A 22,479-nucleotide genomic window follows, 5' to 3' on the forward strand; every position below is an offset into this window, starting at 1 on the left:
TGACAGTTGGGACCAGCCCGGGTTGACCCGGGGCTGCACGCCGGTCGTCACAGGGCCAGCTGCTATAGTCCCGGCCGCGCCCTCCTGCGCAGTTCATCGACCCATGGACGACGACTCTAGACCGCCCCCTGCCACCGCCTGTCCGCCGGCGTTTCACCGCCCCCAGGCGCTTCGGACCCACGCCCTGCTTCCCCACGGCCCTGAAGGCCGCCGCGCCTCGCGGGAGGTCCGCAGATGATCGAACTGATCCTCATCGTGCTGTTCCTGATCGCCTGCAACGCGTTCTTCGCGCTGTCGGAGATGTCGGTGGTCACCTCGCGCAAGCCCCGGCTGCGCCAGATGGCCCCCCACAGCGCCAGTTCGCGCAAGGCACTGGAACTGGCCGAACACCCCGAACAGTTCCTGTCGACCGTGCAGGTCGGCATCACCCTGATCGGCATCCTGACCGGCATGTACGGCGGCGACGCGATCGCCGGCTCGCTGGGCATCTGGCTGGGCGAAACCATCCCGGCGATGCAGGCCGACATGCCCGTGTTCGCGACCACCTGGGCCGCGGCCATCGGCAAGGTGCTGGCGATCGGCCTGATCACCTACCTGACGATCGTGCTGGGCGAACTGCTGCCCAAGCGCCTGGCCCTGCTGGCGCCGGAGCGCTTCGCCTCGTTCGTCGCGCTGCCGATGCACTGGCTGTCGATCGCGGCCACGCCCGTGGTGCGCCTGCTCGGCGGCTCGGTGCGGCTGCTGCTGCGCCTGCTGCGGCTGGACAAGACCGAGGCGGCGCAGGTCACGGAAGAAGAGATCCGCATGCTGGTCTCGGAAAGCCACGAACAGGGCGTGATCGATACCGACGAACGCAACATGGTCAACCGGGTGCTGACCCTGGGCGACCGCGAGGCCGAAAGCCTGATGACGCCGCGTATGCGCATCGCATGGCTGGACGTGGGCGCCGGCTTCGAGGAGAACCTCGCGCGGATGCGGGCGACTCCCTATTCGCGCTATCCGGTGTTCCGCGGCAACGATGCCGACGTGGTCGGCGTGCTGGAGATCAAGTCGCTGATCGACCGGCTGGAAGAACGCGAATTCGACCTGTTCAAGTACCTGCGCGAGCCCTTGTTCGTGTCCGAGTCGACGCCGGCGATGAAGCTGCTGGAGATCCTGCGCGAGAACCAGCAATCGCTGGCGCTGGTGGTCGACGAGTACGGCGACATCACCGGCATGGTCACCGTCAACGACGTGATGGAAGCGGTCATCGGCCGCACCCAGAGCAGCGGCGTGGATGCCTCGCCGCTGGTGGTCACGCGCGAGGACGGCTCCCTGCTGGTCGACGGCAGCCTCAGCAGCGATCCGCTGCGCGAGCTGCTCGGCGGCGGCGCCCTGCCCGGCGAAAAGGAACACATCTTCCACACCGCCGCGGGCATGACGATCGCGCAGTTCGGGCGAATTCCCAATGTCGGCGAGTACTTCGACTGGAACGGCTGGCGCGTCGAGATCGTCGATCTGGACGGCCCGCGTGTCGACAAGCTGCTGCTGCAGCGCCTGCCGCGCGACGAGGCCGACGATCGTGGAGCCTGAGTCAGGGCATCACGACGGCCGCGAGGAAGCGAGTACCCGCGAACTGCTGGCGGCGATGTCGTTCGGCGATCCCGACGACCAGCTGCGCCTGCGCGACCTGCTGACCGGGCTGGGCAAGCGCGTGTTCGGCATGATGCTGTTCGTCGCCACCCTGCCCGCCTTCATCCCGGTGCCCGGCGTCGGCGGTGCCATCGGCGGCCCGCTGGTGGTGCTGGTGGGCGCGCAGCTGCTGCTGGGCCTGCGCAAGCCCTGGCTGCCGAATTTCCTCGCCGAACGCGGGCCGCACCGGCGCGCGGTGCAGCGCTTCGAACACGTGCTCGAGCCCTGGTTCCGCCGGCTGGAGCGTGTGAGCCGGCCGCGCATGGCGGGCCTGCTCGACCATCGCGCCGCCACCCTGTTCACCGGGCTGCTGCTGGTGCTGCTCGGCATCCTGCTGGCGCTGCCGATCCCGTTCACCAACTACGTCTTCGGCCTGCTGTTGCTGGCCTTTGCGCTGGCCCTGCTGGAACGCGACGGCGCGCTGATGCTCGGCGCCTGGATTGCCGGCGTGATCGCGATCGCCGTGTTTGGCGTGCTCAGCGGCGCGCTGGCCGCCGCGGCGACGGAGTGGCTGGAACGCCTGTTCTGACCCCGCTGCCGGTGCAGCGGCGTACCGCGCATCGACGCGGTCGCAGGTCGCCCGGCACACCCCTCACATCAGCAGCGCCTCAAACTCCCGTGGCGGCAGCGGATGGCCGAGCCAGAAGCCCTGTCCCAGATCGCAGCCGCGCTGGCGCAAGATGTCGAACTGGCCTTCCTTCTCCACGCCCTCGGCCACCACGATGATGCCGATCGAGTGGGCCATCGAAATGATCGCCGTGGTCAGCGCCAGATCGTCGGGATCGCGCAGCACGTCGGCGACGAAGCTGCGGTCGATCTTGACCCCGTCGACCGGCACCCGGCGCAAGTGGCTGAGCCCGGAAAAACCGGTGCCGAAATCGTCCAGCCACACCTTGACGCCGAGCTGGCGCAAGGCGCCGAGCAGCTGCCCCACACGCACCTCGTCGCCGATGACGGCGGTCTCGGTCAGCTCGAGATGCAGATGCCGGGCGTCGAGTCCCGACGCCGCCAGCGCCGCTTCGACCTCGCCCGAAAAATGCCCGCCACGCAGCTGCCGCGGCGACACGTTGACGGCGACGAACAGGTCCGCGGCCAGGGGCCGGCTGCGCTGCCAGGCCCGCGCCTGGCGACAGGCCGCCTCCAGCACCAGCGGGCCGATGGTGTCGATCAGTCCGCTCTGCTCGGCGATGTCGATGAACACCGGCGGCGCGATCGCGCCGAGTTCGGGATGCTGCCAGCGCAGCAGCGCCTCGACGCCGACCAGCGCGCTGTCCTCCATGCGGATGACCGGCTGGTAGACCAGGTTGAGTTCGCCGCGCGCCCACGCGCCGCGCAACTCGTGCTCTAGGTGCACGCGGCGCTCCACCGCCTGGTCGGCCGCCAGGCTGTAGAAGCTGTAGCCGTTCTTGCCGGCAAGCTTGGCCTGGTACATCGCGATGTCGCCGTTCTTGAGCAGCATGCCGGCCGACACCGCATCGTCCGGGCACAGCGTGATGCCGATGGAGATGCCGAGGAAGACCTGACGCCCCTCGATGTCGATCGGACGCGACACTTCTTCCACCAGGCGCGCGGCCAGTGCGCCGGCCGTCGCGCGCATGTCCGCGGCGCTGCCCTCGGGGAGCTGCAGCAGCACGACGAATTCGTCGCCGCCGAAGCGCGCGAGCAGCGCATCGGACAGACCATGCGCGTCGACCGCATCGCCGATGCGCGCGGTGAACTGCATCAGCGCCGCATCGCCGGCGTCATGACCCAGGGTGTCGTTGACGCGCTTGAAATCGTCGACGTCGGCGAACAGCAGGGCCAGCCGTCCCGGCGTGCCCTGCATCGCCAGCAGCCGCTGGTCGAGCGATTCGCGCAGGGCCAACCGGTTCGCCAGTCCGGTCAGGGCATCGGTGTACGCCATGCGCCGGATGTCACGGTCATGGCGCGCGATGCTGTCGCGCATGCGGTCGAAGGCGCGGACCAGTTCGCCGATCTCGTCGGGGCGGTTGTCGGTCTGCAGCTGGGCGGTGTAGTTGCCGGCCTCGATCTGCTGCGCGGCCCGGGCGAGTTCGCGCACCGGCCGCACCAGACGGCGCTGCAGCGCGAACGCGACCAGCGCCCCCATCGCCACCAGCACCAGCAGCAGGATGCCGATGGTCCACAGGTCGCGCTGGGCGATGCGGTCCAGATGCCCGCGCATCGACGACACCATCGCGGTTTCGTCCACCATCGCCGATTCCAGCGAATACCCGATGCGCACGCCGCCCAGGCGCTGGTCGCCCATGCGGATCGGCATCGAGACGTCGACCTGGCGGCCGTCGTTCTGCACGTGCTGGCCCTCGGCCGCGATCGCTTCCTGCGCGAACGGCCCTTCCATGCGCCGACCGTAGGCATCGATCTCGTGGCTGCCGTCGTGAACGATGTTGCCGTCGGTGTCGTAGACGATGACGTAGGCGACATCGGGCTGGCGCAGCACGTTGCCGACGGCGCTGCCGATGGCGTCGAGGTCGAAGTAGTACAGCGGATTGACCAGGGCATCGGCGAGCTGGATCGAGATCGCCTCGCCCCGACCCAGCAGGCGCTGCGAGGCGAGTCCGTGCATCGACCGCTGACTCAGCGTCAGGATCTCGGCCTGGGTGCGTTCCTGCTGGTGCAGCACCAGGCCGACCGCGACCAGCGCGGTCAGCAGCGCGCCCGCCGCCATGGCGACGAAGCTCGCCTGCAGCCCACTGCGCAGCTTCATTCGACCTCCGCATTGACGCGCAGCGCGCCGCTGCGCAACGTGTCGAGTTCGGCGCGCGTGCGGGCATCGATCGGCAGGAACGCGGTCGTGCGGAAGAACTGGCGCAACGCATCCGCCGCGGCGGGATCGTTGCTGGCCTCCAGCAGCACTTCGCGCAGGCGTCCGGCCACAGCCGGCGGCAGCGACGCGCGCACGAGTTCCAGTGCGCGCGGGAAGGTGCCGCTCTCGGCGAAGATCGCGATGTCGCGCTTGAACGCATCCGGCACGCGGCGTGGATCGTCCCAGTCGATGTTGCTCAACGCGCCCACGTCGACCAGGCGCTTGTGCACCCACGACGAGGTGTTGAATTCGGAACGCGCGAACAGGTAGCCGACCGAACCCGGCTCGGGCTCGTCCTGCGGCGACAGCAGGATTTCCAGGGTCAGGCCGTGATCCAGGATTTCGGCCGCCGGCACGAAATAGGCGCTGGCCGACTGCCGGTTCTGGAACGCGATGCTGCGCCCGCGCAGGTCGTCGATCGAGGCGATGCCGCTGTCGCGTCGCGCGAAGTAGACGGTGCGGTAGCGGCTGACGCCGTTGCGCTCGGTCAGCAGCAACGGCCGGGCGCCGGCGCGCGCTTCGAGCAGCATCGCGCTGCTGGCGGTCTCGGTCACCCAGTCGACGCGCCCGCGCCGCATGTAGCTCTGCATCTGCTGGGTATCGCGCGCCATCAGCACGCGGCCCTCGGTGATGCCGACATCGCCCATCCGCGCGACCACGTAGTCGAGCAGCGGACGCAGCTGTTCGTAATGGGCCTTGGGATCGTCGCTGATGCGTCCCAGCACGAGCACGTGGGACGGGGTTTCCGATCGGGCCGGTGACGCCGGCGCGACAAGCGCGACCGCCAGCACCCCCATGGACAGCCATCTGCAAACGGTGCGGAGAGTCAAGGCGTATCCGCCATCCGGGTCAGCCACGAGCCTAGCCCAAAGGCGGGTGCGGCGACAGGCCGCCGTGGAGGCTCAGCTGCGGTCCTGCCCGGCCAGGCGGGCCATGCGCTGGGCATCGGCCAGCACCCCGCGCAGCAGCCGGATCTCGTGGCTGTCCAGACCGGTGCGCACGAACATCCGCCGCAGCTTGCGCATCGCCGAATCCGGCGTGCGGCCCTTGTGGAAATCGATGGCGTCGAGCGTCTCGCCGAGCTGGGCGAAGAAGCCTTCCAGTTCCGCATGCGGCGCCGCATCGGGATTGACCGCCGTCGCCACCGGGGCATCGCCCGCCTCGCCGAGCATCGCCATGCGCAGCTCGTAGGACAGCACCTGCACCGCGGCCGCCAGATTGAGCGAGCTGTAGTCCGGATTGGCCGGAATATGCACTGCGGCGTGGCACAGCTGCAGTTCCGCGTTCTCGAGTCCGGTGCGCTCGCGCCCGAACACCAGCGCGACCTCGCCACCGGCCAGGGCTTCGGCGTGCGCCGACACCGCTGCCGCACGCGGCCGGAGTTCGCGCAGCTGCACGCGGCGACTGCGCGCGGTGCAACCCAGCACCAGCCTGCAGTCGGCGACGGCCTCGGCCAGCGTCTCCACCTCGACCGCCGCCGCCAGCACGTCGTCGGCGCCGGCGGCCATCATGTCGGCCTCGTTGTGCGGAAACTTCTGCGGCGCCACCAGCACCAGCCGGTGCAGCCCCATCGTCTTGATCGCGCGTGCGGCCGAGCCGATGTTGCCGGGATGCTGGGTACCCACCAGCACGATGCGGATGCGCGACGCGAGGTCGGCGATATCGGCGGTCGCTGCCGCGGGCTCGGGGTTCAGGGGCGCTTGCATGGTGCGAATGGTAAACTGCGCGACCGGCCTTGAGCCGGCACCGCTCTTTGTCCCCTCGAACGCCGTCCGCGCCCGGAGCCTTCCGCGATGCATCAACCTGCTGTCAACATCATGATCAAGGCGGCGCGCGCCGGCGGTAACGTCCTGCTGCGTCACATGCACCGCCTCGATGCGCTCAACGTCGTCGAGAAGGAACGCCACGACTACGCCAGCGAAGTCGACGGCCTGGCCGAAGAGGCGATCGTGAAGGAACTGCGTCGCGCCTATCCCGAGTACGCCGTGCTCGGCGAGGAAGGCGGCGCCAAGCCCGGTCGCGGCGGTGGCTCCCGTTACACCTGGGTCATCGATCCGCTCGACGGCACCAGCAACTATCTGCGTGGCTTCCCTCACTGGTGCGTCTCGATCGCGCTGGTCGAGGGCGGCGATCCGCTGCATGGCGTGATCTTCGATCCCCTGCGCAATGAACTCTTCACCGCCTCGCGCGGCAGCGGCGCGCAGCTCAACGAGCGTCGCATCCGCGTGGCCGACCGCCGGGAACTGCCGGGCGCGATCATCGGCACCGGCTTTGCGCCGCGTGAGCGCAAGCGCGCAGGCGCGCAGCTGCGCGCCGTCGAGGCGCTGCTCGAATCCGCCGAGGACGTGCGCCGGGGCGGCTCGGCCGCGCTCGATCTGGCCTATGTGGCTGCCGGTCGCAGCGACGGGTATTTCGAAGCGGGCGTGCATCCCTGGGACATCGCGGCTGGCGTGCTGCTGGTGCGCGAGGCCGGTGGCCGCATCAGCGATTTCAAGGGCGCCTCGACCGGGCCGATGAACGTCGCACCGGCGGGTGGCCGCCAGATCGTCGCCGCCAACGTGCGCCTGATCGAACCGCTGCAGAAGACGCTGGTCGACTCGGGCTACGTGAAGGAATTCCAGTAAGTCCCACGTCGATGCATCCGCTCAGGCAGAAGGCCGCGCGCACGCGCGGCCTTCTGCGTTGTGGCGCTTGAGATTTGCCCGCGGAGCTGCCGGCCAAGCGCATTCGACGATGACGGCGAGCAGTCGTGGCGAACACCCTGCCCGCGCCACGCGTCGTCCGGCGTGCTTCGTCTGGCCGGCGCGCCTCCCCCGAACGCAGAAAAGCCGCGCTGGGCGCGGCTCTTCTGCATGCAGCTTCGACGCGGCCCGCACCCGGTGCGGGCCGCGTGGTGGCGACCGTCAGGGACGACGCGCCAGGGCTTCCTCGTCGCGGGCCTTCGGCAGCAGGTCCTGCTTGGTCACGCGCAGCAGGCCGTAGGTCAGCAGCGGACAGGCGATCAGCACCGACGACAGCGTAGCGACCACCGCGCCCATCATCTGGGTGAGCGCCAGGCCTTCGAGCGAACCGCCGCCGTAGAGGAACAGCGCCAGCACCGACAGGAAGAACACCAGCGAGGTGATGATCGTGCGCGACAGCGTCTGGTTGATCGACTTGTTGAACACCTCCAGCGGGTCGGCGCGCATGCCGCGGAAGTTCTCGCGGACGCGGTCGAAGACCACAATGGTGTCGTTGATCGAGAAGCCCATGACCGACAACAGGCCCGCGAGCACGGTCAGATCGAACTCGCGCCCGGTCAGGGCGAACAGACCGGCGACCACCAGCACGTCGAACAGCGTGGTCACGCTGGCGACCACCGCGAACTTCCATTCGAAGCGGAAGCTGATGTACAGCAGGAAGCCCACCAGCACGAAGATCGCCGCGTAGATGGCGTTCTTGCGCAGGTCGCCCGAGACCTGGGAACCGATCGACTCGGTGCTCAGGATCTGGCCGGGGTTCTCGGCGCTCGACGCCGCCTCGAGCACGTGCTGCGCGAGTTCGGTGTTGTCTTCGATGTGCGCGATGTCCTCGGCGGCGCGGACCCGGATCAGCAGGTCGTTGCCGCTGCCGAAGGTCTGCACCTGCGCGTTCTCGATCTCGGCCGCCTGCAGGCGGTCACGCACCTCGTCGACGCTGACGGGCTGCTCGAAGCGCACGTTCACCGCGGTGCCGCCGGTGAAGTCGAGCGCGAAGTTGAAGCCCTTCAGTCCGATCACGGCGAGCGCCGCGATGAAGACGATGGCCGCGAACGCGACGAAGATGTGGCGGAACCGCATGAAATCGATGCGGGTGTTCGCCGGAACCAGGGTCAACGGGAAAATTTTCATGTCGGATACTCCCGTCAGATCGCCAGGGACTTGAGCTTCTTGCGCGGCGCGTAGATCAACGTCACCAGCGCGCGCGAGACCACGATCGCCGTGAACATCGACGCGACGATGCCGATCACCAGCGTGACCGCGAAGCCCTGCAGCGGACCGGTTCCGAAGGCGTAGAGCGCAACGCCCGCGATGATGCCGGTGAGGTTGGAGTCGAGAATCGTGTCCGAGGCCTTCTCGTAGCCGGTCACGATCGCCGCCTTGGGCGGCATGCCGGCCCTGAGTTCCTCGCGGATACGTTCGTTGATCAGCACGTTGGCGTCGACCGACAGGCCGATCGACAACGCCAGACCGGCGAAGCCGGGCAGCGACATGGTGGCGCCGAACAGCGACATCACCGCGATCACGATCAGCAGGTTCAGCACCAGCGCCAGGCAGGTGACGATGCCGAACATGCGGTAATAGAACATGAAGAAGATCAGGGTGAACACGAAGGCGTAGAGCACCGCAGTGATGCCGCGCTCCACGTTCTCGGCGCCGAGGCTCGGGCCGACGACGCGCTCTTCGACGAAGTCCATCGGCGCGGCGAGTGCGCCGGCCTTGAGCTGGCGGGCCAGGTCGTTGGCTTCATCGCGGCTCAGGCCGGTGGTCTGGAACTCGCGACCGAACACGCCGCGGATCGTCGACGAGCTGATCACGCGCTCGACCGAACGCGCTGAGCGCACTTCCTCGCCGTCGACGATGCGCACGGTGGGAATACGTTCGACATACACGATGCCGAGGCGCTGGCCCACGTTCTGCAGCGTGTGGTCGAGCATGCGCTTGCCGCCGGCGCTGTTGAGCGTGATGCCCACCGACGGCATACCGGTCTGCGCATCGGTCTGCGGATTGGCGTTGATCAGCTGGTCGCCCGACACCAGGATGCGGCGCGACAGCAGCAGCGGCGCGCCCGTCTCGTTGTAGTAGATGCGCGAATCGGCCGGAATGTTGCCCGACGAGACCGCGGCCGCGGCCTGGTTCTCGTCGCCGGTGACGGCGCGGAATTCCAGCGTCGCGGTGGCGCCGATCAGGCGCTTGGCCTCGGCGGTGTCCTGCAGACCGGGCAGCTGGATGACCAGGCGGTCATCGCCCTGGCGCTGCAGCACGGGTTCGGACACGCCGATCGAGTTGATGCGGTTCGAGATCACCGTGCGGTTCTGCTCCACCGCATCGGTGGCGATGCGCGCGATCTCGCCCTGCGACAGGCGCACCGTCAGCCGGTTGCCGTCGGTGGTGATCTGCGGCGCGCTGCCGCCCATCGTCTGGCCGGCAGCGCTGGCCAGGCTGGTGGCGATCTCGGTGCGCGCGCGGTTCACGTCCGCGCCCTCGACCAGAACCACGCCGATGGTGTTGTCGGCGCGGCGCTCGACGCTGGAATAGCCGACGCGCGCATCGCGCAGCACCGTGCGGATGCCGTCGGCGTAGCCTTCCACGCGCGTCTGCAGTGCGGCGGCCTGGTCGACCTGCATCACGAAGTGCACGCCACCCTGCAGGTCCAGACCCAGCGACATCGGGTTGGCGCCCAGGTTCGACAGCCAGTCCGGCACGGTCGAGGCGAGATTCAGTGCGACCGAGTAGTTCTCGCCCAGCACACCGCGCAGCACGTCGGAGGCGCGGGTCTGCGCGTCCGAATCGCTCAGGCGGATCAGCAGGTGGTCCTCGTCGATCTCGGTGCCGATGGGCGTGACGCCCGCCTCGGTCAGCAGCCCGTCCACCTGCTGGCGCAGCGCGGCATCGATCCGCGCCTCGCTGGTGCTCGGGGTGATCTGCACCGACGGATTCTTCTGGTAGGCATTGGGCAGCGCGTACAGCGCGGCCAGTACCAGGACCAGCAGGATCAGGACGTATTTCCAGCGCGGGAATTCAAGCATTGCCTTGCCTCGGACGCCGCACGCGGGCGGCGCCTGGAGAGATGACGGAACCGGAGATCAGACGATCTGCGATGTGGATCAGGCGGACTTCAGCGTGCCCTTGGGCAGCACGTTGCCGACCGCGCCCTTCTGCACGCGGATCTCGACGCGCTCGGCGACTTCGATCGTCAGGAAGCTGTCGCCGATGTTGCGCACCACGCCGGCGATGCCGCCGTTGGTGATGACTTCGTCGCCGACCGACAGCTTCTCCAGCATCGCGCGGTGTTCCTTGGTGCGCTTCATCTGCGGACGGATCATCAGGAAGTACATGATCGCGATCAGGATGATCGGGAAGGCCAGCGTCGACAGCAGGCTCGGGCCGGCAGGCGCGCCAGCGGCGGCGTGGGCGGGAGCGATCACAAGGTCCAGCAGGTTCATCGGAGCATCCGTCAGGCGAAAAACAGCGGGCGATTATGCCACGACCCGGCCCCGGCACAGGGTTGGCCGGCCGGGAGGGGGTGGCGGCGATCAGGCGGGACCGGACCGCGGGGACGCGGCCGGCCAACGGGTCAGGGCGCGTCGGTCCCCTGCCGCGCCGCATAGAAGGACTCGCGGAACGCCGAAAAGGTTCCCGAGGCGATCGCGTCGCGCATGTCGGCCATCAGCTTCTGGTAGTACCAGAGGTTGTGCAGGGTGCCGAGCATCGGGCCCAGCATCTCGCCGCAGCGGTCGAGATGCCGCAGATAGGCGCGGGTGAAGCCGCCGCTGCAGGCCTCGCAGCCGCAGCCTTCCTCGATCGGCCGCAGGTCCTTCTCGAACTTCGCGTTGCGGATGCGGATCACGCCGGTCGAGGTGAAGAAGTGCCCGTTGCGCGCGTTGCGGGTGGGCATCACGCAGTCGAACATGTCGACGCCGCGCGCGACCGCCTCGACCAGATCCTCCGGCCGGCCCACGCCCATCAGGTACCGCGGACGGTCTTCCGGCAGCTGCGGCGCGGTGTGGTCGAGCATCGCGTTGCGCTCGTCCTCGGTCTCGCCGACCGCCAGGCCGCCGATCGCGTAGCCGTCGAAGCCGATGTCCTTGAGGCCGTCGGACGAGCGCGTCCGCAGATCCTGGTGCACGCCGCCCTGCACGATGCCGAACAGCGCGGCGTCATTGCCTTCGTGGGCACGCTTCGAACGCCCGGCCCAGCGCAGCGACAGTTCCATCGAGCGCTCGATCACGCGCTTGTCGACCGGCTTGCCGTCGATCTGCACCGGCGGGCACTCGTCGAAGATCATCACGATGTCCGAGTCGAGCACCTTCTGGATGCGCATGCTCTCCTCGGGGCCGAGGAACACCTTGGCGCCATCGGTGGGCGCGGCGAACGTGACGCCTTCCTCGGTGATCTTGCGTTTGTGCGCCAGCGAGAAGACCTGGAAACCGCCGGAATCGGTGAGGATCGGCTTGTCCCAGCGCGCGAAGCCGTGCAGGCCGCCGTGCGCTTCGATGACTTCGAGGCCCGGCCGCAGATACAGATGGAAGGTGTTGCCCAGGATGATCTCGGCGCCCAGCGCGCGCACCTGCTCCGGCAGCACGCCCTTGACGGTGCCGTAGGTGCCGACCGGCATGAAGGCCGGGGTTTCGATGGTGCCGCGCGGGAAGGTGATGCGGCCGCGGCGCGCTGCGCCGTCGCTGCCGAGCAGCGCGAAGGACATTCTGGACATTCGGATAGTATGACCGACCGCCCGCACGTCCCGCTGCGGCGAGACGCATGGATGCAGGCAGTTCGGTGGTGGCCCCTGGCGCTGGTCATGGTGTTCGGCAGCGTGCAGGCGCGCGATGCGCAGGTCGCGGTCTGCGCGGCCGCGCAGCAGGTACCGGTACCGGCCGCCGACACCGGCACGGCCCCCGCGGACTGCGACGCCCAGCGGCTGTATGCCGGCGCCGATGGCACCGGTGGCGATGTCGTCGCCGCCCGGCACTGCGCCTACCGCGAACGCGCCGAGGATCTGCACAGGACCTTCGGCGGCAGCGGCCTGCTGATGATGCTGTACGCCAATGGCGATGGCGTCGCCCGCGACCCCGCCCTCGCCCGCCGCTTCGCCTGCGAATACGGCGGCGCGCCGGCCGAACTGCGCGGCCGGCTGGCGCGCATCCAGGGCATCACCGACGGCAATACCGAGGGCTGGCTCGATATCTGCGACGACGTCACCAGCAGTGCGATGGCGGGATTCTGCACCGGCCGCAACGCGGGGTTCGCGCGTGTCGTGCGCGACCGGCAGTGGCAGACGCTGCAGTCGGACTGGACGCCGGTACAGCGCAACGCCTGGCAGACACTGCGCACTGCCGCCGACGGCTACTTCGGACGCGTCGGCAGCGAAGAGATCGACCTCAGCGGCACCTCGCGCGGCGCCTTCGCCATCGAGGCTCGTGAAACCCTGGAAATGGAACTGCTGGACACCGTCCAGCGCTTCGAGCGCGGCGAGCGTCCGACGCAGACTGCCGCCTCGCTGGCGCCGCTGGACCGGGCCCTCAACACCACGTACCGCGAAGTTCGCGCCGAACTGCAGGCACGTCCCCTGCTGCAGGGCTACGACCTGTTCGGCACCGTGAACGCCGACGGCGTACGCGACACCCAGCGTGCGTGGCTGCGCTACCGCGATGCCTGGGTGGCCTTCGCCGCCACGCGCTGGCCCGATACCGCCGGCGATGCCTGGCGTGCGTGGCTGACGGACACACGCACCGCTGCACTGGAGGCGATCAGGGGCGGGCCCTGAAAGGCTGACAGGCACCCGGCGCGGCTGCAAGACGCCGGAGAGGCGCGCCGCGCAAACGCGACGCCACCGCCGGCGAACACCCGACCGGACACATGCATGACGTACGGGCGAACGATCGGCGTGTGCCGGCCCACGCATCCACATCGATGCGGCATCACCGCCCAAAAGTCAGCCGCGCGGCGCGCACCCGTCACGCGCACCCATCCCGTTCCGCGCAGCAACGCCGCTCAGGCGGTCTCGCCCCACAGCAGCATCGCGTCGCCGTACGAGAAGAACCGGTATTCGGCCTGCACCGCGTGCCGGTAGGCGGCGAAGACGCGGTCCTTGCCGGCAAAGGCCGAGACCAGCATCAGCAGCGTGGATTCGGACAGATGGAAGTTGGTCACCAGCGCATCGACGCTGCGGACCCGGTAGCCGGGAAAGATGAAGATCTGCGTCTCGCCGGCAAAAGGATGCAGCTCGCCGTCGACGCTCGCGCTTTCCAGCGCGCGGACGACCGTGGTGCCGACGGCGATCACCCGGCCGCCGGCCTCGCGCGTGCGGCGGATCTGCGCGACCAGGTCGGCGCCGACGTTCAGCCACTCGCTGTGCATGCGGTGCGCGTGCACGTCCTCGACCCGCATCGGCAGGAACGTGCCTGCGCCGACATGCAGGGTGACGTGGCCGAAGCTGACGCCGCGCGCGCGCAGCCGTTCCAGCAGCGCATCGTCGAAATGCAGACCCGCGGTCGGCGCCGCCACTGCGCCCACTTCCCGCGCGAACACGGTCTGGTAGCGCTCGGCATCGTCCTGCCCCGGCTCGCGGCGGATGTAGGGCGGCAAGGGCATGCGCCCGGCCTTGAGCAGCCAGGACTCCAGCGCGTCGTCGACGTGGAAGCGCAGGTGATAGAAGCCTTCGTCGCGCGCCAGCACCTCGGCTTCGCCGCCGCCATCGAGCACGATGCGCCCGCCGGGCTTCGGCGATTTGCTCGCCCCGATCTGCGCCCGTGCCTCGTTGCCGGGCAGCAGCCGCTCGATCAGGATCTCGACGCGTCCGCCGCTGGCCTTGTTTCCGAACAGCCGCGCCGGGATCACCCGCGTGTCGTTGAAGACCAGCAGGTCGCCGGGCTGCAACAGATCCGGCAGGTCGCGCACGTGGCGATCGTCGAACGCGCCCTCGCCCGGCGGCACATGCAGCAGGCGACTCGCGGAGCGTTCGGCCAGCGGCGCCTGGGCGATCAGCGCCTCGGGCAGGTCGAAATGGAAATCGGACTTCTTCACGGCGGGACGGTGCGGCGGAACGGCCCGACAGTGTAATGAAACCCCGGTGCCGCCCGCCGCCACCAGGGCGGCTGGCGGCCGGGATCACGGCCTCAGTCGAGCGGAATGCGCACGACGCTTTCGGTGCCGCTGGCCGAGTAGGTCTTGGTGAACGGCGTCTTGATGGTCGCGTACAGCACGTCGCCATCGGCCGACAGCGCCAGGCTGTTCGGGTTGGGCGCGGCGCGGATCGTGCGCTTGACCGCATGGGTGTCGGCATCGACCACGCTGATCGTGCCCTGCTCGCGGTGGGTGATGTACAGCTCGCGGCGCTTCGCGTTGAACAGGATGCCCATCGAGTCGCCGCCCTCGATCTCGCCGACCTGGCGACCGGTGTCCGGATCGACGACCAGCGTCGTCGCCAGCTTGGAATGGTCGGTGACGTAGAGCAGGTTGCGCACCGGGTCGTAGGCGAGATTCAGCAGCAGCGCCTCGCGCTCACCAGCCGGCTTGTAGCGGTGCGTGATCGCGAACGTGCCGGTGTCGATGCGCAGGATCTCGCCGCTGCCGTTGGCGGCGTAGAGGTCGCCCGACTTCGGATGCACCAGCAGGCCGGTCAGCCACTTGCCGGCATCGCGGATGGTGTGGCGCAGCTGCATCGTCGCGGCGTCGACCACCCAGATCACCGCCGGGTCGCCAACCGCGCCGACGTACAGCACATCGTGGTTGGCGTCGTAGATGACCTGGCGCGGGCCATAGCCGCGGCCGTCGCTGTCGCGTTCCTCGAAGCGCAGGCGGTTGACCACGGTGTTCGTCTCGAGGTCGATCTCGGTCAGCGCGTGCTCGATGCTGTTGGCCGCGTACAGGCGCTTGCCGTCGGGACGCATCGCCAGCGCGAAGTTGCGCAGGTCGGTGTGGAGCGCGCCGACCGGCGCCAGCGTCTCGGGGTCGAGCCGGTAGACCACGCCGCCGCTGACATTGGGCACCGACAGCGCCGACGCCGCGTACAGCGCGCCGTCCTGCGGATTGACCGCGATCTCGTAGAGGCCGCGGGTCAGCTCGCGGTACAGCACGCCGTCGTCGAACACGGTGTTGTCGGCGGGCTCGGCCGGAATCGGCAGTCGCGGCGCAGGCGGCGCGGCGGGTTCGGCAGCCCAGGCGCCCGAAACGGGGCCGGCCGCCAGCAGGACGGCGAGGATCGCCCGGCGCAGCAGCGGCGCAGACAACGACGGAGCGAGGGAATGCGCGATGCGCGATGCGGTGGATGACATGCGGGATCCTTGATGACGGACGCGAGGGAATGGGGAAGACGCGTCCACCGCGGACCTGCGGCGGCCGGCCGCATGCCGCGCTCACGCAGATCGCATGGCCGGTGGCGTGGCGTCGGGCCACGCGGGACATACGGAAGCAGAAGCGACACGGGCCGCCCGGGGCGGGCGCGGCGGACGGCGCGCGCATGGCCCTGAGGGGGCAATGGCGGCCTGGCTGGCGTCGGTCACGCGCGGGGCCCGCATGGCGTCATGCGGTACATCGGGCGCCCGGTGGCTGGCGGAAAGCCGCTAAAGCCTAGCGCGCACGCGCGCCTTTTCCCAGCTGCACGCGCTGCCCGCTGCGGCTAGCGTTCGAACTTGGTCGACAACACGATCGCCGAGGTCGTGCGTTCGACACCTTCGATGCAGCCGATGCGGTCGGTCAGTGCGTCCATGTCCGACACCGTCGGCACCACGCCCAGCGCGATCAGGTCGTAGGGGCCGCTGACCGAATGCAGCGCGCGCACCGCGTCGATCGCACGCAGCGCGGTCACCACCGGGGTCAGCTGGCGCGGGCGCACCGTGATCATGATCTGGGCGCGGATGTGGCCCTGCTCGAAGTCGTCGCGCACCCGCACGGTGTAACCGGTGATCACCTCGTCGCGTTCCAGCCGCTCGATCCGGCTCTGCACCGTGGTGCGCGACAGGCCCAGCCGCCGCGCGATCTCGGCAGTCGACAGGCGTGCGTTCTCGCGCAGCAGGGTGAGCAGGCGGACGTCGGGAGACTCGATGGGCATGGCGGCGACAGGTTCGGCGATCCGCCGAAATTCTACGTGGCGTTCGGCGTTCCGTCGCTTCCGGCCGACAGGAGCGTCCACATAATGGAATCACCGCCGGCCCGCAGCCGCGGCCACCGGCCCGTCCGGAGGCCCCATCCAGACGCTGCGCCCGCCCTCCCCGACGTCCCAAGGAGTGTTCCATGTCCGTGATCGAAATCCTCGCCCCCCTCCGTGCGCACGGCGGCAAGCGCCGCACCACCGGCCTTGCGGACGATGTGCTGACGCGCTTCTCGGCGACCCATCCGGACCTGGTCGAGGCCGCCCGCGCCGCCGCCGAGGCGCATGCCGCGCTGGCGTCCGAATTCGCCGACCTGCTCGACCTCGACGAGGACGCGCAGGCGCGCGCCGTGCAGGCCGGCTACGTCAATTTCTATCCGAGCGACGGCGTGAATCCCTATGTCGCGCTGACCGCGCGCGGCCCGTGGGTGATCACGCTCAAGGGCGCCGTGCTCCACGATTCGGGCGGCTACGGCATGCTCGGCTTCGGCCACACGCCGAAGGACGTGATCGCCGCGATGGCCCAGCCGGTGCCGATGGCCAACATCATGACGCCGAGCCTGTCGCAGCTGAAACTCGACCGCGCGCTGCGCCGCGAGATCGGCCACACGCGCGACGGCGGCTGTCCCTACAGCCACTTCCTGTGCCTGAATTCCGGTTCCGAATCGGTCGGCCTGGCCGCGCGCATCGCCGACATCAACACCCGCACCCAGACCGATCCGGGTGGCCGCCATGCCGGCCGCACGATCAAGCGCATCGTCGTCAAGGGCAGCTTCCACGGCCGCACCGAGCGTCCGGCGCTGTACTCGGACTCCTCGCGCGCGACCTACAAGAAGTACCTCGCGAGCTTCCGCGACGAGAATTCGCTGATCACGATCGCGCCCTACGACGCCGACGCGCTGCGCCAGGCATTCGCCGATGCGGACGCGAACGGCTGGTTCGTCGAAGCCGTGTTCCTGGAGCCGGTGATGGGCGAAGGCGACCCCGGCCGCGCCCTGCCGCCGGCGTTCTACGCCGCCGCGCGCGAACTCACCCGCGCCCACGACAGCCTGCTGCTGGTCGATTCGATCCAGGCCGGCCTGCGTGCCCACGGCGTGCTGTCGGTGGTCGACTACCCCGGCTTCGAAGGCCTCGACGCGCCGGACATGGAAACCTATTCCAAGGCGCTCAACGCCGGCCAGTACCCGCTGTCGGTGCTCGCGGTGACCGGACACGCCGCGCAGCTCTACAGGAGCGGCGTCTACGGCAACACGATGACCGCCAACCCGCGTGCGCTCGACGTCGCCTGCGCGGTGCTGGCGCAGCTCACGCCCGAGGTGCGCGCCAACATCCGCGATGCGGGGCGCAAGTCGGTGGAAGCGCTCGAAGCGCTGAAGACCGAACTCGGCGGCCTGATCACCAAGGTCCAGGGCACCGGCCTGCTGTTCTCCTGCGAACTCGCGCCGCAGTTCAAGTGCTACGGCGCCGGTTCGACCGAGGAATGGCTGCGCGAACAGGGCCTGGGCGTGATCCACGGCGGCGCGAACTCGCTCCGCTTCACCCCGCATTTCGCCATCGCCGATGACGAGATCGCACTGCTGGTGTCGATGGTCGGCAAGGCGCTGCGCGAAGGGCCGCGCCAGACGGACGCCGCCGCGGCCTGATAAGGTTTCGGCCCCGCGCGGCCGGCACCGGTCTGCGTCCGCCCGGGCGCAGACGCGGTGCCCACGCCGCGGGACGTGCCTGGAAGACGTGCACCGTCGCCCTCGATCCGCGCGCTTTTCCGACAGCGTGGTGACCATGATTCGACGTTCTGCCCTGCTCGCACTGCCGTGTGCGGCGCTTCTTCTCTCGGCCTGCGGCAACGCGCCGTCCACACCGTCAACGGATTCCCCGGCCGATGCCGTGCTGCTCGGCCGGGTGTTCGATGCGCGCGCGGGCACGGTGATCGAACGCGGCGTCGTGGTGATCGCCGGCGAACGCATCCGCTGCGCCGGCGAACGCGAGGCCTGCACCTGGGAAGACGCGACTGCACAGCACGATTACGGCGACGCCCTGCTGCTGCCGGGACTGATCGATCTGCATGTGCATGCGCGCCCGCATTTCATCGGCGCCTTCGTGCCGGCCGGCGTCACCACCATCCGCGATGCCGGCAACACGCTCGACAACATCGCGCAGCTGCGCGGCACGCCCGGTGCGCCGCGGATCTTCGCCGCCGGCCCGTTGATCGACGGACCCGACAGCGTGATGACGCCCGACGGCCCGCGGCCGCTCGACGTCGACACGCTCGGCGCACAGCCTTCGCTGACGGTGACCAGCGCCGCCGAAGCCGAGACCGCGATCGCGGCGCTCGCCGACCATGGCGTGGACTGGATCAAGCTCTACGAGCAACTGCCGCCGGACGTCTTCGACGCGGCCGTGGCCGCGGCCGCGCGCCACGACCTGCCGGTGATGAGCGACCTCGGACTGGTGGTCACGCGCGGCCTCTCGGGCGCCGACGTCGACGCACGCCAGGCGGCTGCGACGGGCGTGACCACGCTCGAGCACATCGGCGGCGCCGCGCTGGCGTACGCACGGCTCGGCGGCGATCCTTTCGCCGGGACACTCGACGCCGCGCACATCGATCGGATCGTCGCCGACCTCGCCGACAGCGCGGTCGCCGTCGTGCCGACGGCCGGCAACACTGCCCAGTTCCTGGCGCCCGACAGTCTCGAGCGCGACGGCCTGCCCGGCGGCGACCGCATCGCGCCGCACTTCGACGGCTACTGGTCGCATCTGGCGGGCGTGCTCGAGCCGCCGGCCGCACACGCCCGCGCACGCGCCGACCAGCGCCTGCTCGATGCCCTGCTGCCGCGCCTGCATGCCTCCGGTGTGCCGATCGGCGCCGGCTCCGACGCGCCCGCCGCACCGTACATCGTGCCGGGCCCGGCGCTGCACCAGGAGCTCGAGGCGCTGGTGCGCGCCGGCCTCACCCCGGTGCAGGCGCTGCAGTCCGCCACCGACGTCGCGGCCGGCATCCTCGGCCAACCGGATCTCGGCCGGCTCGATGCCGGCACCCGTGCCGACGTGGTCGTGGTCGATGGCGATCCACTGGCCGACATCCGCGCCACGCGCAACGTCGTGGCGGTGTGGAAGGACGGCGCCGCGGTCGATCTGGCCGCCGCGTGGCCCGCGCTCGAAGCGGCGCTCGACGCCGCACGCGCCGAGGCCGAAGCCGCAGGCGTCTGACGGCGCATCGGGCGGCGTGCGCTGCAACCGCCGCACGCACGCCGTATCGCGACGGCATGGAGGGTCAGGCGTCGTCGCCGGTATCCTGCGGGCATCCCAGGCAAGGACGCCCATGCGATCACCGCACCCGACAACCCGGTGGCGCGATGCCGAACCTCACGGCGTCGCCGCCCTGCTCACCGCGCTGCTGCTACCGGGCCTGATGACGCTGTGGGTGACGGGGTGGCGCGTCGGCCATGACGTGACAGCCGCACGCCTGCCTGCAGGCGTGACCCGGCTCGTGTTCGTCGACGCGCCCGATCCGCCGCCGCCCGCTGCACCCCACACCATGCGCGATGCAGCGCCGCCGGCTCCGCGTGCCGCGCTTGTGCGTCCGCGTGTGCAGCAAGTCGCCACCGAACCTGCAGCGCAGGCTCCGCGGGTGTCGGAAGGCGACCCGCTGCACGCCGCAGCGCCCGGCACCGCGCTCGACTACGGCAATCTGCTCGGCGCGTCCGCAGCGCCCGTGGCGATCGCCGAAACCTTGCCCTGGGCGCGCACGCCACCACGCGCCGATGCCGCGCCGGAGCGGTTCCGCATGCGCCGTCAGATCACGCCGGCCGACGTGGTGCGCGGGTTCTCGCAGCTGGTCGGCCTGTGGCCACCCGGCTATACCGACAGCCCCTGCCCCGCGCTGCGACGGACCATCGACAGCCTGTCCCAGGCGCCGTCGCTCAGCGAGCTGGACCATGCGCTGCTGCAGGACGCAGTGCAGGCGCGGTCGCGATATTGCGCCTGAGCCTTCAAACAGCAGCAGCGCGATGGGACGTGGACAACAGACCGATCGCCGCCCGGCAGGACGCTGCGTGACCGAAGATCGATACTTTGCTCAGCGCGCTGCGGCGTCGACCGCCGCGCGGATCAGCGCACGCGCCTCGTCGGCATCGCCCCAGCCCGACAGCTCGATGCGCTTGCTGCCGACGGGCAGATCCTTGTAGACGCGGAAGAAGGCTTCAATGCGGTCGCGCTCGGTCTGCGGAAGATCGGCGATGTCGCGCAGGTGCGCGTAGCCCGGATCGACGGCGTCGGTGGGCACGCCGACGATCTTCTCGTCCGCCTCGCCGCCGTCGCGCATGCGCAGCACGCCCAGCGGACGGAAGCGGATCAGCACGCCCGGCAGCAGCGCATCGCGGGTCAGCACCAGCGCATCGAGCGGATCGCCGTCGCCGGCCAGCGTGCCGGGCATCGATCCGTAGTTCGCCGGATACGCCATCGGCATCGACAGGAAACGGTCGACGTACACCAGTCCGTCTTCGGCATCGATCTCGTACTTCACCGCGCTGCCGGCGGGAATCTCGACCGCGAGCAGTGCGTCGCCGCTTCCTGCATCGGGCTGCGCGACGCGCAGGGGATGGCGGATCGAATCATGGGCGTCCGAGACCACGGGCGCGAACGCCAGCGGCAGACAACACAGCGCCATCAGGAATGCGTGTGCCATGCGGTTCACTCCCAGCACCGGTCGACCCGACCCTTGAGCGAGGCCTCGCGCAGGCAACGGCGCGGCGCGATGCGCCCGTCCATCACCTCGACCAGGCGCTTGCTGTCGCCCTCGTCGTGGAGTTCGAAAGCGTCGTGCAGGCGTCCGGTCGCGGTGCGCGATTCGTAGCGCATGACGCCGTCTTCGAAACGCAGCACCTGGAACAGCTGGCTGTCCTCGGCGATCGGCGTCATCGTCGACAGCGCCTGCGGCCCGATGCGGTACTGCTTGGCACCGACCACCGATACCAGCAGCTGCGGCGTGTCCTGGCCGGCGTCCAGCGGCCGGCGGCCATAGGCGTGGTCGTGGCCCTGCAGCATCAGGTCGACGCGATGCTTGCGCAGCACCGGCGACAGATGCTCGCGCAGCGGCGCGTAGTCGCGGTCGAAGCGCAGCGCGTACAGCGGCTGGTGGATCTGCACCACGCTCCAGCGGTGCGGATTGTCGGCCAGCACTTCGTCCAGCCAGCGCGCCTGCGCCGGACCGCCGTCGAGGTCGAGAATCGCGGTGCCGTCGAGCACGACGAAACGCACGCCCTGGTAGTCGAACCAGTAGGTCGTGGCTTCGTGTCCCGGCGCGCCGTTCCGGGGCAGCGCGAAGGTCACCGGCCAGTGCGGCGACAGCTCGCGGCGTTCCTGCGGCGTGCCTTCGTGCAGCTTGTGGAATTCGTGGTTGCCAGCCGCCGGAGCCGTGGCGATGTCTTCCGGCAGGCCGCTTGCAGCTTCGAACCACTCGGCCCATTCGTCGTCGTCCGCGCCCATGCCTGCGCCGCCGCCGGACACCAGATCGCCTGCGAACAGGGCCAGACGCGCGTCCGGCGCCCAGCGCCGCGACTCGCGCACCACCCGGGTCACCAGCGAGGTGTTCTGGTTCTGGGTGTCGCCGAAGTACAGCAGCGTCAGCGGTGCGTCGGTCGCAGCGGCCGTGCGGAACTGGAACCACGGGCTCCAGGTGTCGTGGCCCTGCACACGCCAGGCATAGAGCGTGTCCGGCGTCAGGCCGTCCACGTCGGCGCGGTGCTGGTGGGACGGCCCGTTGCGGGTGTCCAGCGTGCGCGTGGTCGCGGCGACCACGCGCGGGCGCCCCTCGCCGATGTCCGGCGAATCGTCGGCCAAGGTGATTTCCAGCGTCGCCGACCGTGTGCGGACATCGGTGCGCCAGGCGACCGCGAAACCGGTCGCCGCATCCTGCGCCGGCGAGGCGGCGATGCGGTCGGGATAGGCGCTGGCGGCATGACCGCGGTCGCCCTCCGGCACACGGGTATTGGGCTCGGCCTCGCGCGGCGCCTGCGCGGTGGCCGGGGCCAGCGCGGTCAACGCGCACAGGGCGAACGCGATCGACAGCGCATGGAGCGGAGAGTTGCGAAGACGCATCGGAATTCCTTCAGGCAGTGGCCCGATGCGGACGCATCGGCAATAGCACACCTGCAGAC

At 69.8% G+C, this 22,479-nt stretch carries 19 protein-coding genes; 7 read left to right on the forward strand and 12 right to left on the reverse strand.

Annotation, left to right across the window (positions count from 1 at the left end; genetic code table 11):
• The first annotated feature begins 234 nt into the window (after positions 1 to 234).
• Together AC3A5K_RS09130 and AC3A5K_RS09135 are read left to right on the forward strand one after the other, a co-directional pair.
• Positions 235 to 1,572, forward strand: a complete 1,338-nt coding sequence (locus AC3A5K_RS09130) for a hemolysin family protein (protein WP_487617211.1) — start codon at positions 235 to 237, stop codon at positions 1,570 to 1,572.
• Positions 1,562 to 2,200, forward strand: coding sequence for an exopolysaccharide biosynthesis protein (locus AC3A5K_RS09135; RefSeq protein ID WP_487617212.1), 639 nt, complete (start codon positions 1,562 to 1,564; stop codon positions 2,198 to 2,200). The genes AC3A5K_RS09130 and AC3A5K_RS09135 overlap by 11 nt, the downstream gene beginning before the upstream one ends.
• A 63-nt stretch (positions 2,201 to 2,263) precedes the next feature.
• Here the strand turns inward: AC3A5K_RS09135 and AC3A5K_RS09140 are convergent, their stop codons facing one another.
• From AC3A5K_RS09140 to AC3A5K_RS09150, 3 genes are all read right to left on the reverse strand, one after another.
• Complete coding sequence (locus tag AC3A5K_RS09140; RefSeq protein WP_487617213.1) at positions 2,264 to 4,396, reverse strand: putative bifunctional diguanylate cyclase/phosphodiesterase; 2,133 nt, start codon at positions 4,394 to 4,396, stop codon at positions 2,264 to 2,266.
• A complete protein-coding gene (locus tag AC3A5K_RS09145; protein WP_487617214.1) occupies positions 4,393 to 5,292 on the reverse strand; it encodes a phosphate/phosphite/phosphonate ABC transporter substrate-binding protein in 900 nt (299 codons plus the stop codon). The genes AC3A5K_RS09140 and AC3A5K_RS09145 overlap by 4 nt, the downstream gene beginning before the upstream one ends.
• 105 nt (positions 5,293 to 5,397) lie before the next feature.
• Positions 5,398 to 6,201, reverse strand: coding sequence for an RNA methyltransferase (locus AC3A5K_RS09150; RefSeq protein ID WP_487617215.1), 804 nt, complete (start codon positions 6,199 to 6,201; stop codon positions 5,398 to 5,400).
• An 87-nt stretch (positions 6,202 to 6,288) separates the two neighbouring features.
• Between AC3A5K_RS09150 and AC3A5K_RS09155 the strand changes: the two genes are divergently transcribed.
• A complete protein-coding gene (locus AC3A5K_RS09155; protein ID WP_487617216.1) occupies positions 6,289 to 7,119 on the forward strand; it encodes an inositol monophosphatase family protein in 831 nt (276 codons plus the stop codon).
• Between the two features lie 279 nt (positions 7,120 to 7,398).
• On the opposite strand, the gene secF is transcribed toward AC3A5K_RS09155, so the two are convergent.
• The 4 genes from secF to tgt form a co-directional block, all read right to left on the reverse strand.
• A complete protein-coding gene (secF, locus tag AC3A5K_RS09160) occupies positions 7,399 to 8,364 on the reverse strand; it encodes a protein translocase subunit SecF (RefSeq protein ID WP_487617217.1) in 966 nt (321 codons plus the stop codon).
• Positions 8,365 to 8,378: 14 nt separating this feature from the next.
• On the reverse strand, positions 8,379 to 10,262 hold the full coding sequence (secD, locus tag AC3A5K_RS09165; RefSeq protein ID WP_487617218.1) for a protein translocase subunit SecD: 1,884 nt from the start codon (positions 10,260 to 10,262) through the stop codon (positions 8,379 to 8,381).
• Between the two features lie 78 nt (positions 10,263 to 10,340).
• Entirely contained in the window at positions 10,341 to 10,679 is a 339-nt protein-coding gene (yajC, locus tag AC3A5K_RS09170) for a preprotein translocase subunit YajC (protein ID WP_487617219.1), read from the reverse strand.
• A gap of 131 nt (positions 10,680 to 10,810) precedes the next feature.
• The gene (tgt, locus tag AC3A5K_RS09175) at positions 10,811 to 11,947 is read right to left on the reverse strand and encodes a tRNA guanosine(34) transglycosylase Tgt (protein ID WP_487617220.1); all 1,137 of its coding nucleotides are present in this window, start codon (positions 11,945 to 11,947) and stop codon (positions 10,811 to 10,813) included.
• A 51-nt stretch (positions 11,948 to 11,998) separates the two neighbouring features.
• On the opposite strand from tgt, the gene AC3A5K_RS09180 reads away from it, so the two are divergent.
• Positions 11,999 to 13,000: a lysozyme inhibitor LprI family protein gene (locus AC3A5K_RS09180; protein ID WP_487617221.1), complete on the forward strand. Its 1,002-nt coding sequence runs from the start codon at positions 11,999 to 12,001 to the stop codon at positions 12,998 to 13,000.
• Positions 13,001 to 13,227: 227 nt separating this feature from the next.
• Here the strand turns inward: AC3A5K_RS09180 and queA are convergent, their stop codons facing one another.
• From queA to AC3A5K_RS09195, 3 genes are all read right to left on the reverse strand, one after another.
• Positions 13,228 to 14,259: a tRNA preQ1(34) S-adenosylmethionine ribosyltransferase-isomerase QueA gene (gene queA, locus AC3A5K_RS09185; protein ID WP_487617222.1), complete on the reverse strand. Its 1,032-nt coding sequence runs from the start codon at positions 14,257 to 14,259 to the stop codon at positions 13,228 to 13,230.
• 92 nt (positions 14,260 to 14,351) lie between these two features.
• Positions 14,352 to 15,509, reverse strand: coding sequence for a YncE family protein (locus AC3A5K_RS09190; RefSeq protein ID WP_487617223.1), 1,158 nt, complete (start codon positions 15,507 to 15,509; stop codon positions 14,352 to 14,354).
• Positions 15,510 to 15,853: 344 nt separating this feature from the next.
• A complete protein-coding gene (locus AC3A5K_RS09195; protein WP_487617224.1) occupies positions 15,854 to 16,285 on the reverse strand; it encodes an Lrp/AsnC family transcriptional regulator in 432 nt (143 codons plus the stop codon).
• A gap of 182 nt (positions 16,286 to 16,467) precedes the next feature.
• On the opposite strand from AC3A5K_RS09195, the gene AC3A5K_RS09200 reads away from it, so the two are divergent.
• From AC3A5K_RS09200 to AC3A5K_RS09210, 3 genes are all read left to right on the forward strand, one after another.
• Positions 16,468 to 17,967 (forward strand): aminotransferase class III-fold pyridoxal phosphate-dependent enzyme, encoded by a 1,500-nt coding sequence (locus AC3A5K_RS09200; RefSeq protein WP_487617225.1) that lies wholly within the window; start codon positions 16,468 to 16,470, stop codon positions 17,965 to 17,967.
• A gap of 136 nt (positions 17,968 to 18,103) precedes the next feature.
• On the forward strand, positions 18,104 to 19,531 hold the full coding sequence (locus tag AC3A5K_RS09205; RefSeq protein ID WP_487617226.1) for an amidohydrolase family protein: 1,428 nt from the start codon (positions 18,104 to 18,106) through the stop codon (positions 19,529 to 19,531).
• Between the two features lie 112 nt (positions 19,532 to 19,643).
• Positions 19,644 to 20,309 (forward strand): hypothetical protein, encoded by a 666-nt coding sequence (locus tag AC3A5K_RS09210; protein ID WP_487617227.1) that lies wholly within the window; start codon positions 19,644 to 19,646, stop codon positions 20,307 to 20,309.
• A gap of 90 nt (positions 20,310 to 20,399) precedes the next feature.
• Here AC3A5K_RS09210 and AC3A5K_RS09215 read toward each other — a convergent pair whose 3' ends face one another.
• The gene (locus AC3A5K_RS09215; RefSeq protein ID WP_487617724.1) at positions 20,400 to 20,990 is read right to left on the reverse strand and encodes an inorganic diphosphatase; all 591 of its coding nucleotides are present in this window, start codon (positions 20,988 to 20,990) and stop codon (positions 20,400 to 20,402) included.
• A 23-nt stretch (positions 20,991 to 21,013) separates the two neighbouring features.
• A complete protein-coding gene (locus AC3A5K_RS09220) occupies positions 21,014 to 22,420 on the reverse strand; it encodes a purple acid phosphatase family protein (protein WP_487617228.1) in 1,407 nt (468 codons plus the stop codon).
• Between the last annotated feature and the right edge of the window lie 59 nt (positions 22,421 to 22,479).

The organism is Luteimonas sp. Soil_C_5, from assembly GCF_057656615.1.